General features: G+C 38.6%; 15 protein-coding genes, 1 tRNA gene and 1 other annotated feature. Of the genes, 6 read left to right on the top strand and 10 right to left on the bottom strand.

Going from position 1 to position 18,387, the window contains the following annotated elements; translation table 11 throughout:
* Nucleotides 1–110: 110 nt before the first annotated feature.
* Nucleotides 111–1,388, bottom strand: a complete 1,278-nt coding sequence (locus ACYQ03_RS18240) for a stalk domain-containing protein (protein WP_459911389.1) — start codon at nt 1,386–1,388, stop codon at nt 111–113.
* A gap of 335 nt (nt 1,389–1,723) precedes the next feature.
* Between ACYQ03_RS18240 and ACYQ03_RS18235 the strand changes: the two genes are divergently transcribed.
* On the top strand, nt 1,724–2,905 hold the full coding sequence (locus ACYQ03_RS18235; RefSeq protein WP_459911388.1) for a CaiB/BaiF CoA transferase family protein: 1,182 nt from the start codon (nt 1,724–1,726) through the stop codon (nt 2,903–2,905).
* 247 nt (nt 2,906–3,152) lie between these two features.
* On the top strand, nt 3,153–3,845 hold the full coding sequence (locus tag ACYQ03_RS18230) for an aspartate/glutamate racemase family protein (protein ID WP_459911387.1): 693 nt from the start codon (nt 3,153–3,155) through the stop codon (nt 3,843–3,845).
* A gap of 105 nt (nt 3,846–3,950) precedes the next feature.
* On the opposite strand, the gene ACYQ03_RS18225 is transcribed toward ACYQ03_RS18230, so the two are convergent.
* From ACYQ03_RS18225 to ACYQ03_RS18215, 3 genes are all read right to left on the bottom strand, one after another.
* Nucleotides 3,951–4,027 (bottom strand) — tRNA-Pro (locus tag ACYQ03_RS18225).
* 84 nt (nt 4,028–4,111) lie between these two features.
* Complete coding sequence (gene xth, locus ACYQ03_RS18220; protein WP_459911386.1) at nt 4,112–4,909, bottom strand: exodeoxyribonuclease III; 798 nt, start codon at nt 4,907–4,909, stop codon at nt 4,112–4,114.
* Nucleotides 4,910–5,280: 371 nt separating this feature from the next.
* Nucleotides 5,281–6,804, bottom strand: a complete 1,524-nt coding sequence (locus tag ACYQ03_RS18215; protein WP_459911385.1) for a Ppx/GppA phosphatase family protein — start codon at nt 6,802–6,804, stop codon at nt 5,281–5,283.
* A 210-nt stretch (nt 6,805–7,014) separates the two neighbouring features.
* Between ACYQ03_RS18215 and ACYQ03_RS18210 the strand changes: the two genes are divergently transcribed.
* Entirely contained in the window at nt 7,015–7,137 is a 123-nt protein-coding gene (locus ACYQ03_RS18210) for a hypothetical protein (protein ID WP_459911384.1), read from the top strand.
* A 160-nt stretch (nt 7,138–7,297) separates the two neighbouring features.
* The gene (locus ACYQ03_RS18205) at nt 7,298–8,056 is read left to right on the top strand and encodes an LCP family protein (protein ID WP_459911383.1); all 759 of its coding nucleotides are present in this window, start codon (nt 7,298–7,300) and stop codon (nt 8,054–8,056) included.
* Nucleotides 8,057–8,342: 286 nt separating this feature from the next.
* Here the strand turns inward: ACYQ03_RS18205 and bshC are convergent, their stop codons facing one another.
* The 6 genes from bshC to ACYQ03_RS18175 all read right to left on the bottom strand — a co-directional run bounded on the left by bshC (nt 8,343) and on the right by ACYQ03_RS18175 (nt 15,634).
* Nucleotides 8,343–9,965, bottom strand: a complete 1,623-nt coding sequence (gene bshC, locus ACYQ03_RS18200; RefSeq protein WP_459911382.1) for a bacillithiol biosynthesis cysteine-adding enzyme BshC — start codon at nt 9,963–9,965, stop codon at nt 8,343–8,345.
* A gap of 58 nt (nt 9,966–10,023) precedes the next feature.
* Nucleotides 10,024–10,632, bottom strand: coding sequence for an ion channel (locus ACYQ03_RS18195; protein ID WP_459911381.1), 609 nt, complete (start codon nt 10,630–10,632; stop codon nt 10,024–10,026).
* Nucleotides 10,633–11,046: 414 nt separating this feature from the next.
* Entirely contained in the window at nt 11,047–11,262 is a 216-nt protein-coding gene (locus ACYQ03_RS18190) for an FmdB family zinc ribbon protein (RefSeq protein ID WP_459911380.1), read from the bottom strand.
* A gap of 214 nt (nt 11,263–11,476) precedes the next feature.
* Nucleotides 11,477–13,798: an EAL domain-containing protein gene (locus tag ACYQ03_RS18185; RefSeq protein ID WP_459911379.1), complete on the bottom strand. Its 2,322-nt coding sequence runs from the start codon at nt 13,796–13,798 to the stop codon at nt 11,477–11,479.
* A 217-nt stretch (nt 13,799–14,015) separates the two neighbouring features.
* Nucleotides 14,016–14,519, bottom strand: a complete 504-nt coding sequence (locus ACYQ03_RS18180) for a hypothetical protein (protein ID WP_459911378.1) — start codon at nt 14,517–14,519, stop codon at nt 14,016–14,018.
* The gene (locus ACYQ03_RS18175; RefSeq protein WP_459911377.1) at nt 14,516–15,634 is read right to left on the bottom strand and encodes a GNAT family N-acetyltransferase; all 1,119 of its coding nucleotides are present in this window, start codon (nt 15,632–15,634) and stop codon (nt 14,516–14,518) included. Before ACYQ03_RS18175 ends, ACYQ03_RS18180 begins: the two co-directional genes overlap by 4 nt.
* 160 nt (nt 15,635–15,794) lie before the next feature.
* Nucleotides 15,795–16,004, top strand: a binding site (T-box leader).
* Nucleotides 16,005–16,042: 38 nt separating this feature from the next.
* On the opposite strand from ACYQ03_RS18175, the gene proB reads away from it, so the two are divergent.
* Together proB and ACYQ03_RS18165 are read left to right on the top strand one after the other, a co-directional pair.
* Nucleotides 16,043–17,143: a glutamate 5-kinase gene (gene proB / locus ACYQ03_RS18170; RefSeq protein ID WP_459911376.1), complete on the top strand. Its 1,101-nt coding sequence runs from the start codon at nt 16,043–16,045 to the stop codon at nt 17,141–17,143.
* Nucleotides 17,131–18,378, top strand: coding sequence for a glutamate-5-semialdehyde dehydrogenase (locus tag ACYQ03_RS18165; RefSeq protein ID WP_459911375.1), 1,248 nt, complete (start codon nt 17,131–17,133; stop codon nt 18,376–18,378). The genes proB and ACYQ03_RS18165 overlap by 13 nt, the downstream gene beginning before the upstream one ends.
* Nucleotides 18,379–18,387 lie beyond the last annotated feature (9 nt).

Here is an 18,387-nt window from a genome sequence, read left to right as displayed (position 1 = left end):
TTTTGTGACAGTCGTTATTGGTAAAGGTATTTTTAGACACTACTCCCTAAATCATATAAGGCTTTTTTAAAAAACAACAAGGGCTTTGCCCTTGTTGTTTTTTACTTTGTTCACCTGTTAATATAGATAATTTTATTTATCTTATCCCATTGTATTTCTCCTTTAAAGGACTGTGTTAAAAACCTAAGAGGCACCATAATATTTCCTTTTACCCTTTGTACTGGTTGTGGTAATTCCACTGTCTGCTTGTTCAGAATGGCCTTACTGGATCCTACCTGAAGTTCAACTTCTGTACCCTGGCCATTAATTATGATTTTTTCTTCATTGTGCGTTACCTGTAAATCCATAGTAGCCGCCAAGCTATTAATCGGTGCTAAAACGGTTCCATCAACGGCTAGGGGAGCTTGATTAAATTTACCTTGCACGCCATTAATATAAATGGCCTTTACCCTTTGGTAGTACTGAAAGCCATAACTCAATAACGTCACTGTATCGGCACTTCTTTTATCCTTGGTAGGTGCTCCTAGAACAACACTGATAAAACGCTGACCATCCCTTTGAGCTGTAGCCACCAAACACCAACGGGCCATGTCAGTATACCCAGTTTTTAAACCATCAGTTCCTGTAAAAAGTGTTAACAGATTATTGGTATTCTTAATAGAAAAAGCTCCGTTGCGAATTGTGGTATTCGTTAATTTAGAAATCTCTAATATCTCTGGGTATTTTTCTAATATTATTTTTGCTAATAGGGCAATATCGTAACAAGACATATAGTGGCTGGAATTATTTACTCCAGGTAAACCGGAGACATTGATAAAATGACTATTTTCAAGACCTAATTCCATTGCCTTTTGATTCATCAGCTTAACAAAGGCTTCTTCACTCCCCGCTACTTTTTCTGCCAGGGCCACAGCAGCATCATTGGCAGAGGCAACCAACGTAGCTTTTACCAGCTCCCGTAGGCTTAGGATTTCACCCTTTTTCAAAAATACCTGGGCCTCATTAACCCCTTCAACTTTTTCAGTGATCTGCACAGGGTCTTGCCACTGAAGTAGTCCCTGGTTTATCTTTTCCAGCACAATATAAAGGGTCATTAGTTTTGTGATGGATGCAGGATGAAAAGGTTCCTGTTCATGCTTACCATATATTACTTGTCCGGTATCATAATTGACTAAAATAGCACCTTTAGCGGTAAGACCCTTTACGGAATTGTCCATACTGGGGGCATAGGTCAAATTGGACCTATACTTTACCGTACTCTTTTCAGGTTGAACGCTCTCCCGGCTATTTGGGGCCGGTTGAAATTGAGCTTCAACTGGGTATTGAATCCAGATTATGAAAGCCATAAGGATTATAAAACATAGGGAACAAATAGTAATCTTTTTCAAATCACAAGCATCTCCCTGGGTATTTGGGTATCTTTGTTCCCTTGATAAATATGCAATTGTTTGATAAACATGTTAGTAAATATAAAAGAGCTCTAAACAACTAGAGCTCTTTATATGTTCTATAAATAGGCAAACAAATCTGCTACTCCATAATACTAAAAAGCAAAAGCTTAAATTTACTGTCATTTGGCCAATTAGCGTCATGTATTCTAGATACATTCTAAAAAGTATTTTTTGAATATTTTAAATAATAACGTGCTTCGGTAAACTTTTTATGCATAAATTAGAATAACGAGTCTAAATAAACCTATTATCCCGTATAGGAGGGTGATCTTATGACACTACCATTAGAAGGAGTAAAAGTATTAGATTTATCGAGATATCTTCCTGGACCATTCTGCACTCAGATATTAGCTGACTTCGGAGCGGAAGTTATTAAAGTCGAAGACCCCAAGGGGGGAGACTTGGGTCGTTGGCTCCCACCATTAATTAATGGAGAAAGTGCTCGTTTTTATACTGTTAATCGAAATAAAAAGAGTATCACGCTGGATCTAAAAAAAGAAGAAGGTAAAACCATTTTTAAGCAACTGGTAACTACCTGCGATGTAGTTATAGATCAGTTTCGTCCTGGAGTAATGTCAAAATTAGGATTAGACTACGAAAAGCTTAAGGAGATAAATCCAAAAATTATTTATTGTGCCATCACTGGGTACGGCATCAGTGGGCCCCTTCGCGATGTTGCAGGACATGACCTTAACTACCTTAGCTTAGCTGGCGTTACTGAGCTAACTGGCACTTATCAGGGGCAGCCAGCAATGTCCGGGGTTCAGATTGCTGATATTGCAGGTGGCACCTTATACGCTGTGAGTGCCATTCTACTCGCATTAATCCACCGGGCTAGGACTGGTAAGGGGCAACTTTGTGATATAGCCATGCTAGATGGCTCTATCAGTCTTCTGTCCTATACCTTGGGGGAATGGTCCGGTTCGGAAAAATTGCCAGAAAGGGGTAATGACCTGCTAACTGGAGGCTATGCCTGTTATAATATTTATCAAACCAAAGATCAGAAATATATAAGTTTAGCAGCAATAGAGGAAAAATTTTGGGTCCAATTTTGTCAAAAAATTAATAGAAAAGAATATATTGAAACTCAATTGATACCTGAGCGACAATTAGAGATGCAAGAAGATATACGAGGGATCATGTTAGAAAAAACTCGGGATGAGTGGGTTGATTTCTTTGCTACCAGTGACATTTGTCTGACACCTGTGCTCACCCTTGATGAGATGTGCAGACATCCTCAAGTAGCAGCACGGGAGATGATTTTAAAACTAACTAGTGATAATTCGGATGGCAAGGATATAGTTCTAACAGGTGTTCCAATCAAATTATCTGAGTCTCCGGGGGAAGTTAAGCTTACCTTTCCAAAGCTAGGTGAGCATAATGAAGAAGTTTTGTCAGCTGTAGGCTACACCCATGAGGAACTTGAAGAATTTAAGAAAAAACAAGTGATTTAGTAATTAGTCCAGGGCAGGCTTGAATATTGTGCTCTAGGACTCGGTTACTTTTTTTCTCAAAACAAGGCTTTCGATTACTGAAGGGCCTTGTTTTTTATTGATCAGAGTAACAGGAGTTGACCTATCACCCCTACAACAAGTGCCTTGTACCGGTTTACCATTAAAGCTAACAGCAGCACTTCTTAAAAAGGATTTTCTGCCCTTCCCTTGAATATATCTAAAAACTAAAGACTAGGGGAGAGTTATTATGAAAACTATTGGCATAATCGGAGGAATGAGTTGGGAATCGTCACTTGAGTACTATAGAATCATAAATCAAACTGTCAAAGCCAAGCTTGGCGGGCTACATTCAGCAAAATGCTTACTGTATTCAGTAGATTTTGCTGAAATTGAAGTCTTACAACACCAGAACAAATGGAAAGAGTTAACCAATGTCTTGGTTAATATAGCACAAAAGCTAAAAAAAGGTGGTGCAGATTTTATAGTTATCGGCACGAACACTATGCACCTCATGGCTGACGATATAGAAAACAAAGCTGATATAAAGGTTTTGCATATTGCCGATGTAACTGGTGAAAAGGTTGTGGCTAAAGGCATAAAAAAGATTGGATTACTTGGAACAAAATTTACCATGGAAGGTGACTTTTATAGACAAGTACTTAAAGATAGACATAATATCGAGGTTATTATTCCAGAGGAGTATGAGAGAGAAATTGTTCATAATGTTATATATCAGGAACTGTGTAAGGGATTAATCTATCAACAATCCAAAGAGAGATTTATTAAAATCATAGAAAATTTAAGCTCCCAAGGTGCAGAAGGGGTTATTTTGGGGTGTACCGAAATACCTCTACTAATAAAACAGGAAGACGTAAGGATACCTGTATTTGATACTACAACAATCCATGCTGTTTCTGCAGTAGAATTTGCTTTGGCTTAAATCGCCCCACGTAGAACCTAAAATTTGATTATCTTCTCTATAAAAAGCAAAAACACCTGATGCCTTGCTTTATAAGGCTTCAGGTGTTTTGTGGGGTTATTCCACTGGTCGGAGCGACAGGAGTTGAACCTGCGACCTCTACCACCCCAAGGTAGCGCTCTCCCAAACTGAGCTACGCCCCGATTATTACGTTTTCAAACAGAACTACTTGCCCTGTCGACAAATGTAATTATAGCTAAAGCCATAAAAAAAGTCAACATAAAAACTTATCTATTTGCATCATCCGGCAATTCAAATTCCGCAATAATAAAAGTATGGTCAGAGGGCTTTTCCCTTTGTCTGGGTTCCTTATCAATCCAAGCCCCAGTAGACTGTTTTGCCATGGGTTCCGTGGCCCAAATATGATCGATACGCCAGCCTAGATTCCTCTCTACCCCTTTGGGTATTCTATAATCCCAAAAGGTAAAATAATCTGTCTCTTGTTCATACATGCGGAATACATCCAGTAACCCCCACTCCTTCACATATTGTAAAGCCAAATGCTCTTCTGGATGAAAACCAACTTTACCATACAACCTCTTAGGATCATGCACATCCCTTGGTTCAGGGGCAACATTAAAATCACCCAACCAAAGAAGAGGTCTGTCAGGGGAAAAATTTTTGTTAAAATAATCTCTCATAGCCCTAATCCAGGCAATTTTATAAGCAAATTTGGGACTGTTTGGTGCTTGTCCTTGAGGTATATAGGTATTAATTATTGGGATGCCTTTAACTAAAGCTGCCAACAATCTGGCTTCGCCTGGTTCAGCAATATCCCCTAATTCACTTTCCAAAGCTATTATTGGGTGGGGACTGATTATTGCTACACCATTATAAGATTTTTGTCCTTTAAATATCACTTGAAAACCCTTTTCTAGGAAAAATTCCTCAGGAAAATCAATATCTCTAACCTTGGTTTCCTGCAGACAAACAACATCTGGTTTATTGGCTTGTAACCAATCTAATAAAAGTTCCTTACGACTCCGGATAGAATTAATATTAAAGCTGGCAACTTTAAATTTCATAATAACCATTCCTTATACTCAATATAAGATTATTCTACTTTATTACATCAGGATCTACTAGCCGAAGACTGATTTAAAAATAAAAATTGCGGAATTCCGCAATTTTAAAAATCCAATTAACTTTTCTCACCTTCCGTCAGTACTGTTTTAAGACATAACATTAGACTCAGGAATAACCCGGCAACCAACCACATCTAGAGGCACACACTCCTCTCTATTTTCCCGAACCACTCTTGTCATTGTACTGGTGGTTCTTCAGTATCAGTGGTGTCTTCGATACTTGCCTCCTATTATGATAATCATATTCATAAGAGTCCCTTTGTATATCCTTTTCTTCTATATTTACTTTTGTAATTTTGTTATGATAAGGACTAATTATCTTGCTTCGGAAATTTAAACTTTTTGCCAAAAACCTTATTAAAGTTAGTCACTTTCTTATAAAGTTCACGGATTTCCAGATCTGGATTTTCCCTGGTGACACATTCTATGTGTACTTCTTTCTCCTTGATGGTGCATAATACATCGTCAATGACACCAGCTTCTGACCTATCAAGGTTTTCTGCCATCCGAACCAGTACCCCTAATCTCCGGACAAGGTTGCCATCTTGGGGGAAAAGTACATCGGAATGCTGTTGTAGTTTAAATTTAAGATCTATTCTTCCATGACAAGCAGCAATCAATGCTACTAAAACCAACTCCCGGTGGGAAAGACCATTAATTCTCGTGTTTAGAAGGGCATACATAGTATGTTTATGATGATTATAATAGCTAACAATATTTCCCACATCATGAAGCAAGGCTGCTATCCGTAAAATTTTTCTCTCCCACAAACCATACCCATGTAAAGGTTTCAGTTGATCAAACAGTGATAAGGATAATTTTGCCACATGCTCAGCATGGGATCTTCTAACTTGAAATAAATCCATGAAATTTTGCACACTATGCTCTGTTACATTTTCTACAATTGGTTCTGGCCACTCCCGGAACAGGTAATCATAGAAAACACCTTCCCTTAGACCCGATCCGCTAATTCTTACCCCGGGTGCTCCCATGTGCTCTATTAATTTAGAAATTATGGACATGCCACCGACAATAATGTCAGCCCTTTCCTTGGACAAGCCCGGAATTCTTTTTCGTTCTTCAACGGGAATGCTTTGTAGTTGTTGGTATAATTCCTTAACACGCTCTGAATGAATCCTATAGTTGTGTATTAGGTTTAGGCTGTAACGGGTTCGTTTACGATCCATCCGGCCCAAATTACGGAAAGTTCCCCCTACACCAATAACTTCCAAACCCCTGGCAGAATCTAACCAGGGCACTGCTGTTAATTGTTCTTTAAGTTGCTTTTCTAGGTTTAAAATTTGATCAGGAGACGGTACAGGTGTTGAAAGATAGGTTTCAGTAAGGTTTACAGCACCCCATGCAATACTGGTCCAGTGGACCAGTCTCCGATCCCGGCAGAAAATTAATTCAGTACTACCTCCCCCGATGTCCACAATTAGAGCATCATTAAATTCAAGACTATTAACAACACCCAAGTACACATAATGGGTCTCTTCCTGCTCTGATAGAATTCTAAAGGATACACCCGTTTCCCTCATAATGGTTTCAAGAACTTCATTACCATTTACTGCGTTTCTAATAGCAGCAGTTGCTACCCCATAAATACTATCCACCTGGTTAGCTCGACAAAACCTTTGAAACAATCGAATTGTCTGGATAGCCTTTTCCATTGCAGGTCCCTTGATAATCCTTTCAGGACCCATATTTTCCCCTATTCTTGGGGTCTCTTTTATTTCATCCAATAATTTATAGGAACAGCTATTGTCAATTTTCATAAGAATAAGCCTAATTGAATTGGTTCCCAGATCAATTATACCGATGTTTCTGGACATATTTCCCTCCCAATAAATAAAGCAAATTATTATCTAATCTAAACAAGCTATACAGCTATTATTTTATTGTAACAAAATATATCAATGGTTACCAATGAACTTTTAAATAAACTTGTCTGGTGAATATCCCAAGTCATGTGTTATTGTAAAAATTTAAATAGACTATTTTTATTTCTTAGGTACAAAATAACTATACAAGGAGGGGATAAAATGAATAACGAAAAGCCTATGGAAAAAGGTTTTGCTGGTATTAATTACAGAGCTACCAGCGGTAAAATTCTTCGTAATAACTTTTTTCAAACACCCGAAAAAAACGAAGACAAAAACAAATAAGTACAGGGACAACCCTGTATTTATTATTTTACAATTAGTACTATTGGATTTCTTTAGTTTAATTTTCTTAACCACTTGGTTTAAAAAGGGTAAATGAACAAGTGAAATAAACTAATTCCTAAAAGAATATAAACTGTTATATTTTAACATAATAAGGCCTATGAAAAACTCCTATCTTCTATCGCCAGCTAAACTTTCAAAGTTACATATAGTTTCCTTTAGCCTTTTAGTTATCTTTGCAATCGTATTTATCCCCGCTAGGTCACTGGAAGCTGCCTATGATAAACAGCATACCTCTCATATCTTGTGTATTTGGACAGAGAGACAAAGACTTAAGGCCTTAACCTTGATGACCTTTGATTCTAATAATGGTAATATAAACATTCTTAGTCTTCCTATATTTGCTTCCCTGCAGGGGACAGGAAATGAACAATCCACCATTGGTCTGGTATGGAATCAAGAGGGGCGAGATGGGTTAAGAAAACGGTTAGAGAATGCTTTAGGGATTAAAATTAATGGATTTATTGCCTTTGACCAACAGGTTGTGGAACAGGCAAGTCAGCTGATTGGGACCTTTAATGTAAATGGTCGAGACACTACAGTGCTTTGTGCCTTTGAAGATACTCGAACCGAGCGCCGCAAAGACGACCAGGATGTGTTAAGGGCTATGGCCTCTACCATCATCTCACCAAATGGTATAAAAAAGGTTCCCCAGCTCCTATGGATTTTTACCACTGAGGTTAATAGTGATATTCCCCCTAACATGATGTTGAAACTTTATCGGGTTATCAGTCATCAAGGTCCAACAATTTTAACTAAGAAGGCCTTGTATGGCAAAGATTATTATTTAGACGGTTACAGATATCGCTATGTAGAGCCTGCCACTTGGAAAAACATTATAAATGAAATAAGTGCCTAGAGCTCCTCTAGGCACTTATTATTTGTAGTTAAGACATTGCCATTAACATACCAAGTAAAAGACTAAGGAACCCTCCACAAAAGGGTAGGCCCCATTTTTTTCCCTGTGCATAATCCTTGGATAAAAAATTCAGGAAAAATCCAACTGTGCTAACTATAATTATAATTCCACCGGTTAATATAAAAAAGAAACTTACTGCTAACATTACTGTCTCCCCTAAAATGCCATTAGCCTTCAACTTATGATAAAAACTTCATTTCATTTTCCAGCTGAAGCTAATAGCTTCCTAATCCAAAAATATAATTTTATGTCTCGTATCCATTATATCAAGTAAATTATATATTGACTTAATCATCTGTAGCCCATATTTCATAGCATAGGGAAATATGTTATAGGTTCTCTCCTGCCATTGGCCCATAGGATATGTCATATGCTGGATTTTCTGTATTTGTTGAATTGCAATTTGATTATTTTTTCTGTGATATTGCATTGCCTTTTCCTGAAAGGAATTAACTCTCTTTAGTAAACGACCTAAATTGTCTTTTCCATATCCCTTAAGATTAGGATCTAACGTCAGCAGCTCTCTGAGAATTTCCCCATGTTTTTGCTTTAGTAAGGATCTAAAGTTATCAAAAATCTTGTCAATTCCTAGCTCATCAGTTTTTCGAAGATGATTTTCCAAAAAGTTTTCTAAACTAATGCTTAAATATTCTAAGGGAATATTATATTTTTTTATTAATTTCTCCATGAGGGGCTCTATTAGAGTAATATTGGGACGGGGAAAAATGATCGGCATTTTCATATGAAAATGGCGAAAAACTTCCTTGAATAAGGCCAAGTAATTGATTTCTCCAGGACCTGCCACATAAGCCAACACTGGTAAAAGATCTTCTTGAACTATTGGACGCAAAACCACATCAGGACTGAACAACTCTGGATTCGTTAAACATAGCAATGCAAGTTGGTCCTTTGTCCAGGTCTTTGTATTTTCTTTGTTTGTAATTGAGGTTCCATGATAAAATAATGCTTCTCGACAACCATGTTCGTTATATAAGAATAGGTGTAGTTTATTCTTTTCGCTCTGTACTTGGGGGCTATAGCCACAAGCTAGGATTTGATGACAACCATTTTGAAGCTGCTGATTTACTTCCGGTGCCGTGGTAACAGCTTCATTAAATAAGCCAGCACTAATATTTCGAATCTTGGGTAGCACAGGGTTTATAAAAACTAAACCAAAATCTTTAAAAAGAAAGGTCATTATTTTGCCAAACCATTCCGCTAGGTTGGTAGATTGATGTGCTGTTTGTTGTATAAAATTAATTCCCTCCGCTTTCCACCCAATTGGCGGTAACAACTCTTCAAGTTCTTGAACAAGTAAATTAATATCAGGTACTGGCATATTTCCAACTGAAACCCTGCCTTGAGCTTCCTTCACTAGGGCAATCTTTTTAGGACCCTTTGACGTAGGAATATAGATATGATTAATTTCTTCATAATCATGATCATCAGCACCAATCCAAAACACTGGGATAACATGTCGCTTAAGTTCCACAGAAAGTTTTTGGGCCAATCCAACGGCACCCATTGCCTTATAGATGGTATATAAGGGGCCAGTTAGTATTCCCGGTTGCTGACCAGTAACTATTGTTAAGGCCTGTCCTTGCTTTAGAAGATCAATATTATGTAGAGTACTCTCTCCACATCCCAATGCTAGGTTGAATTCTTTTAAAATCCCAGCAAGCTCCGTTAGATGTTTCTTAGGCTTTTTTTCTAAATACCTGCATCTTCTTTCATATTCCAGCCATTGTTTTGGGTCATATTCGAAAAAATGTTTTACCTGGGAAAAGTCACACAAATATGTTCTAGCTAAAGGTTGAGAATAATAAGAGTCTACTAACTCAATGTGCACAATAATTCCTCCTGTAGGGTATTGTCTACTTTTCTACTTTTACTTAGAAACTCCTTCCTTACCTTTTACTAGAGGTGAACGCTGCTAATAAACTCCCCACAAATAGGGCTGAGTACAAAAAGCCAGTTATTGAAATAATCATGGTGATAAAAACTGCAAAATTTCCCCTAGGTGTTATGTCTCCGTACCCTACACTGGTGAAGGTAATAATTGTAAAATATAAGAGCTTAAGATGTTCTGTAACCGGACCAGTATTATCAATAAACGAAAAGGGATCTGTGTTAGATACCAGTAAAATCATTGTGTAGAGGTTTAAAATAATTACAACTAACCATGAAACAATCATAAAAATGGGGAGAAATCGGCTGTCCCAATAGGAAAAAAACATTCTCGGGGATTGTAGACAATAGATGATGCCTCTAAAAATTTGATAATAACTAATGATTATGCCAAATAGCATAATGCCTTCTATCAAAGGTCCTGTGGTTAAGTCATGAATAACAAATATATAAAGAAAGGGAACCAGCACAGAGTAGATGGCAATTCTGAAAATGCGAGACTCTATAACAGCATCATATAAATATCTCTGGGTCATGAATAGGATTGGCGACAAGATAAGTGCAATAACCCCCAAAGAGATAATAGTTGTTAATATACTAAGTCCCATAATACCAACTATGCCTAAAACAACCCTTTGATACCAAAAATAAAAAGATAATAATATACCATATATTATTAAAAATAAAAACAATAATGGCGACATATGTGTGATTGATAGAAGGGAATATTTTAAAAATACTAATATATGTCGAAATAAATAAAAAAAGTCAAAGCTAATGACTGTTTGTTTTTGCTGGAATCTGGAAACAGATGCAAAGGAATGTAAGAGGAGAAAGACCGTTCCCAAAAGCACGAAAACTACTGCAAAACTATTAAATAGCTCCTTAAGACTCATAACCTTCCCTACCTTCCCTACTAATATCTATATTCTCAGCTAGGGACAAGTTAGAATCTGAAAAAATAAAAACCGGGGCTATACCCCGGTTTTTATTACTGTTACAACTGTAACTTTTTATATGCCTCAACCGCCAGTTTGGCAGTCACTTTTCTGGGGAGTACTGCAGGAACCGCTGTCAGCGGGTTTGCCAACGGAACTTGGCAAAAATGGAGCAGAAATCTTTTTCTCTACATTCTCACTGGAGCAATCTGGGCACTTAATTTGTTCTTCTCTACCAACTAATTGCAATTTCTCAAAAAACTTGCCACATGCTTTACAGGAAAATTCAAAAATAGGCATGATCTTTCACCTCCAACGTATCTATAACAAAATTATGTTATTCGACAATTTGATCAAAACTCCTTGTACCTGATGTATGCAACTGATTATATTATTACCAATATCTTATTTCATAGTATGAAGAGCCTGAGTATATAGGTTTATGCCCCTATATTTAGATTAATTATACTTGCTTCTGCATTCATTTTAATTGAGATTCAACCCAATGGTACAATTAGATCCTGTTATAGAATATTTTTCGTTGGTTGCGAACATAAATACTACCATTCTTGCTTTTGGCAAAGTTCTTTAACTGTGCAGCATTTTTCGCTAATTCATCTGAAGAGCTAATCCCTGAACAGTTTACAATAGCCAGAGATACAGAGACCAATGGAAACCACATCTTTTGACCTTGACGGTCCTGTCCATAAAACCCACCCTCTTGTTTATCCTTCGGTGTATACAACCCCTTAACCAAACGATCAAAATAGCTTATATACTTCTGGCAAATCCATTCACTGCTGTCCTTTTTGGTTAATACCACGAAATCATCCCCGCCTATATGCCCCACAAAATCTGTTAGGTTACCATATTTATAAACCACACTGGAAAGCAGTCTAGCGGCCATTAAGAGTAATCGATCACCGTTTTCAAAGCCATAACGGTCGTTGTATGACTTAAAGTTATCAAGGTCAAGATAAATGCAGTCAAAGTCATTTTTCTCACGAATTCTGCTATTAATCTCCTTCTCAATAGAAAGATTGCCTGGCAGTCCGGTTAAGGGGTTAGTACCCTTTGCTACCTCGATACGAATTTTTGTCATGGTATCCAAAAGTGTTTGTACCGAGACAACTCCCAAAAGTGCATTCTCCCTGGTTACTACTACATTATCATAGAGTTTGAGTTTATCTCGGTTCATGGCCAACTGGGATACCTGTTCAATAGGAAGAGATAAATCTACCATCAGTGGCCTCTTATCCATGATCAAAGAAACAGGACGTTCAAAGTAAAGGGCTACTCCATACTGGGTTCCTAAATAGCGATCTAGGTGGTGACGCATGATTAATCCAACAGGCAGACCAAAATCAGTGACCACAAAACCGCTTAAGGGGTCATTTGTATCAAATATTTCCTTTAAATTTTTAACGGGAGTATTTACAGGTATTTGTACAGCTGGTGTACTTATTTCCCCAATGGGGAAGGCCTTTTGCCACACCCCTGCTGGAGGTCGGCTGGCCAGGGAAATAATTTTTTTAAGGGCTGGTGGTGATATATCTGGTTTAGGGAATGATGGATGCGCTAGAAAATACCCCTGTCCATAGTGTACACCAATGGAACATAGAGTAGTTAATTCTTCTTCGGTTTCAATTCCCTCGGCAATTATACTGCAACCAATTTTTTCTGCAAAGGTAACAAAGGTTTCTAAGAGTGCCTGCTTTACTCTATTAGTTGGAATATCCCTAACTAGTGAAGCATCTATTTTGATGTATTCCGGTCTAATTTCTGCAATGGTTTGCAAGCTTGAAAAGCCGGCACCAGCATCATCCACCGCCACCTGGTAACCCTGCCCACGATAATGAGCTAAGGTCTTATTAAACCGGCCAAAGTCGTTAATGCTCTGACGTTCAGTAATTTCAAATACCAGGTTGCTTGCTGTAAGCACACTATCATCTAGTAGTTTTTTGGTTTCACCTTTGACAAATTGCGGATCATTAACTATATAGGGATGGATATTGAGAAAAAGCTTTTGATTACCATATGCCTGACCAAAATTCTTGATAGCCAGTTCCCGGCAAACCTTTTCTAGAGGGAATAAAAGACCCACTTCTTCAGCAAAATTAAAAATTACAGTAGGAAACATAAAGGCACTGTCTTTGGGCCCTCTGGTTAAAGCCTCCCATCCTAGGATGGTGCCAGTTTGTAGTGAAACTATAGGCTGATAAACAATCTGAAAATCCTTTTTCTCTAACAAATTATTAAATTCCCCCAGCATGTGTACTGTTTGCTGGTTCCAAGAACCTTTAGCCACCCTTTGTGCTTCTTTCAGGGCATTGTACAGTGCTTGCTCTGGGGTAAGCTTGCTGCAGCCATTAATTACGGTGAAACCTAAATGAAGTTTCAGATTAATGCCAGTTAATTTAATTAACTCTACCTTTAATATTTCCTCTAAAGTTAAGCGTAAGGCAGTAGACACTTTATTAAGTTGCTCATATGAAACAGGGACATTCTGTTGACAAAGCACCAGGAAATCATCTCCCCAAAGGTGTTCCACTAGAATATCCCCACAACAATTTACAAATAACGCTGTTTTATCCTTTAATGCATTATGTAATATATTAATAATTTGTCTAGCTATTGAACTGCCAGAGGTTTGTACAACCTGATGAAAATTAGCAATATCAACATAAAGAAGAATTATATCTGAATCCTTGTCCACCATCCGTTTTAATGTGTCAAGCAGAGAAGAACCCTGCAACAGTTGAAGCAACAAGCTTTTAGGGGTAGTAGCCTCTATTAACAGTCTTTTCATTTTTTTTATTCGATCTAAAATAACCAAGGTTAGAGCCTCCTACCTGATTATGGTTATTTATATTTTATATGAACCACATTAAGTTACTGTTAACCATGAGTTAAAAAAACTTTATTAGTTCTTTAGTGAGGTAACTGATGGCACTGGGAGTTTCATTCAATATGATTACGTTCCGGTTGATATGCAGGAAATTTTTCTTCACGCTATGCCAAAGAAAAACCACGGTGCTTACCGTGGAATTTATCTAACGATATTTTTTTATCAACTGCTCTAACTCATTTAAAAAAGCATTTATTTTTTCTGGGTTATCTTGCGCTAAGCGATCCAGTTGTTTTTCTAACTGGTTACCAACCTCCTCTTTAACATCCAGGGTAGTAACATTAGAGTATGCTGATTGCTGTGTCAATACCTCCTCACCCGTTGGTTGGTTCGGATTGGTATAATTGCTGGGAATATCCTCTTGCTCCTGCACAGGTTGGGTCGAGTATTCCATTTTTTGAGGTACTAGGGATGTCATAGAAGCCTGATAATTATGCATTTCTCCCCGTATAACTGCCAGGGAATTCCGGGTTGCTTCTAACATATTGGCAAAGAACTCTAATTGTTTTTCCAATCCTGGATTAGAATGACTAAACATGGTAAGTCCGAATAAAGCTAAACGTGGGTCACCTAAGGGGAATCTAAACATGATGGATCTCCTTTCTATCCTTTTATTTTCCATAATACGCATAAACATAAAATAGGTCACAATTTTTTCCTCATATTGGAATCTAATGTTTTCTCATAAATTCTAAATTTTTTAATTACCTTACTCCCAACAGTTGTTGTTATAATTTGATTCATATTCATATTGGAATCCATGATTAGTGATAATTCTGCCCGCCAGTACCCTTTCCTGTACCCTATAAGAATTGCTCTCTCAATTAGTAACGCAGCTACACCCCTTCGTCGATATTCGGGTGCCACTGCTAATACCCCCACCCTCAATGATTTTGACTCCCGCAAAGGTATAGCTATTGGCAAGCCAAACCTTCTTGACGCACGAATTCTTGGCCCTAGATCAGGCATCATTAAACATACCCCTACTGGTATGCCATGGACTTCACAAAAAAATAACATTTCAGGGTCGGTATAGCTTCTTAAACCAGCAAGGAAAGACGCGGCTTCTTCCTGATCCATCGGTACATAACCCCACTGTTGTATCATTGTTTGATTGTGTAGTTCCGCCAGCTTTTTACCTTCACCCCATGGGTCCATCAGGTTCAATGGACGCAATTTTATTCCTGGAATCCTGGAGGCCCTCTTAGCTACAGCATACAATTTATGGCGATTAACTTCCTCTTCCCTCTGCCACCGATAGGATAATAAATCTAGTAAAGGGTAAAAACCGATATCCTCCAACAGAAAGCTATAGTATGATGGATTATAAGGCATCGTCATTTGGGGCGGGTTATGGAAACCATCTACCAGCAGCCCCACTTGCTGTGAAGTATTCATGGTAGCTGGGCCCTGAATAATACTTTTGCCACGATCTAAAAGGCTTTTCGTGGCAGCCTTAAATAATTCATTGGCCACATCGGTGCTATTGATACATTCAAATCCACCAAATAACCCTACCTGCTTATCCTCCAGTAGATCGTCAGTTGCTGCAATAACTCGACCAACTGTTTTTTCATCCTGAATAGCTATAAAACATTCATATTTTACATGCCGCAACACTGGATTTCTCTGGGGATCAAACATTTGTTTTTGGTTCTCCATGGGTAAAGGCGTCCATAAAGGATCACCTCGGTAAATTGAGTCAGGCAATTGAAAAAATCTTCTCCAGTGTTCCACCCTTTCTACTTTAACAATCTTAAACAAAACTAAACCCCCATAATATCTACTTGTTTTTTTATGGTATGTTTTATAAACCCTTAGGGTGCAGCCGCTGGTCGCCTAATTGCTTTTTTATGTAAACCTTAATTCTGCTTGGTTTTCTTGACTTTGCTGTTTTAGAAAAGTTATAATGATATTATCTAAATACTTAGTGATGAAGGAGAAAAGTAGAGATCCCAGACTTACAGAGAGAGGAATCCATTGGCTGGAAGATTCCTTAGGATAAGATCTTGAAATCCCACTCCTGAGCTGTTCTGGATAACTGAACCGGTGGCCCCCGATATAGGGCATTAGAGTGAATGCATTTTTTGCATTAATTAAGGTGGTACCACGAAAGTTACCTTTCGTCCTTTGGGGGCGAAAGGTTTTTTATTTTTTAAGGAGGCTACAAGATTGGAACACAACAGGAGAATTGTAATAAAAATTGGCAGCAGTAGCCTAACAAATAGTGAAAAACTATTGGACATAACAAGGTTAAAGGCCCTGGCCACTGCTGTGACTGAACTTTTTAAGCAAGGTTGGCAACCGATATTGGTATCTTCCGGTGCCGTTGCCACGGGCTTAGGTCACCTTGGTTGGAATCGCACCAATTTAACCATGCCCGAAAGGCAGGCTGCTGCCTCTGTGGGTCAAGGACTACTAATGGAAAAGTATAATGAGTTATTCCAAGCCCAAGGCATTAAAGTTGGTCAGATACTTCTTACACGGGCTGATTTTGCAGACCGTCGTAGATATCTAAATGCTCGTAATACACTAAATGTATTATTGAATAGTCATGTACTTCCCATAGTTAATGAAAATGATACAGTAACTGTTGCTGAAATACGTTTTGGAGATAATGATACTCTAAGCGCCTTGGTGGCAGGACTAGTTGAAGCAGATCTGCTTATTCTACTGACGGATATCGATGGACTTTATAGCGGTGACCCACGGAAGGATCCAAATGCTAAATTAATTCCCGTGGTTCGGCAGGTGGATGAAAATATTATTAAGGTCGCTGGAGACAGTGGTAGCACCATAGGTACCGGAGGAATGAAAACAAAATTATCTGCTGCACGTATTGCTGCCCGTAGTGGTGTGAGAACCGTGGTAGCCAGCGCAAAGGATCCTAGTATTCTATTAGGTATTGCAGCAGGTAGAAAGCTTGGCACTTCCATTGAACCCTCTGATCATACTCTCAGAAGCCGCAAACAGTGGATCGCTTACGGCAGCATTACACGGGGTATTTTAACCATTGACAAAGGTGCTGTTAAGGCACTTACAGAAAGACATAAAAGTTTACTGGCGGTGGGTGTAACCAATATTAAAGGTGATTTCCAAGTAGGAAGCGTTGTATCCATTGTTGATGAACAAGGTGTTGAACTGGCCAAGGGCATTACAAACCTATCTTCCGATGATTTACGACTTGCTATCAAAGATGACCGCCATGGGTTGGAAGTTATTAATCGAGACTGGTTAGTTTGTGAAAGGAGTTTTTCGACATGTCAGATGTAAGGAAACTGGCAATATTAGCAAAGGAAGCCGCCGCAGAACTTTCCGTATTAGATACTGCTGCCAAGAATAATGCTTTAGAAGAAATTTCTTGTCAATTGCTTGCGGATATAAATACTATTCTGCAGGCCAATGAAAAGGATCTGGAAAATGGTAAAAAGGCTGGTCTAAATCCATCTCTTTTAGACCGACTGGCCCTCACCTCCACCCGTATTGAAAATATGGTGGAAGGCATTAAGCAGGTAATTGATTTAGAAGACCCCGTTGGGCAGGTTGTGGAGCAGTGGCAGAGACCCAATGGTTTAGAGGTTGCTAAGGTTCGTGTACCTATGGGTGTTGTTGGTATGGTCTATGAGGCCCGCCCTAACGTCACCGTTGATACCTGCGCCCTATGTCTGAAAGCTGGTAGTGCTGTACTACTAAGGGGAGGTTCCAGTGCCTTAAATAGCAACCGAGCCCTAGTCAATTCTATTAAAAAAGGTCTTGCTAAATCTGCAATTTCAGAAGATGCAGTACAATTTGTCGATTCCGATGACCGCAGTGCCGTGGATGAAATGCTCAGGCTTAATGGCCTGTTAGATTTAGTAATTCCTAGAGGGGGAGCAGGCCTCATCCGCAGGGTAATAGAAACTGCCACTGTTCCTGTTATCGAAACAGGTGTTGGCAATTGTCACGTTTATGTAGACGTCGAAGCCGATCCTAAAATGGCTCTGGATATTATCCTAAATGCCAAGTGTCAGCGCTACGGGGTTTGTAATGCCGCGGAGTCACTACTGGTTCACCAAGGGATTGCCGAAGTTTGGCTACCTAAAGCCATCCAAGAATTAACCTCCAGAGGTGTAGAAATACGAGGCTGTTCAAAAATTATAGAAATGGTTCCAGAGGTTAATAAGGCCGACGAAAGTGACTGGTCGACGGAATTTTTAGCCCCTGTTCTAGCCATTAAAGTAGTAAAAGATTTACAAGATGCCTTAGATCACATTCAAAAGTATAGCACTGGTCATTCGGAATGTATTGTTACAAATAATCAAGGGACTGCAGTAGAATTTTTACGCAGGGTAGATGCAGCAGCAGTTTACCATAATGCTTCAACAAGGTTTACAGATGGCTTTGAATATGGTTTTGGCGCAGAAATCGGTATTAGTACACAAAAACTACATGCCCGTGGTCCTATGGGCCTCAGGGAACTAACCAGCTATAAATATGTTGTGAGAGGAACCGGCCAGATAAGGTCATAGTGTTAGGAG

It is taken from the genome of Desulfotomaculum defluvii (genome assembly GCF_054657375.1).
The sequence above is the reverse complement of the archived record's forward strand: the minus strand, read 5'-3'. Positions and strand labels throughout refer to the sequence as shown.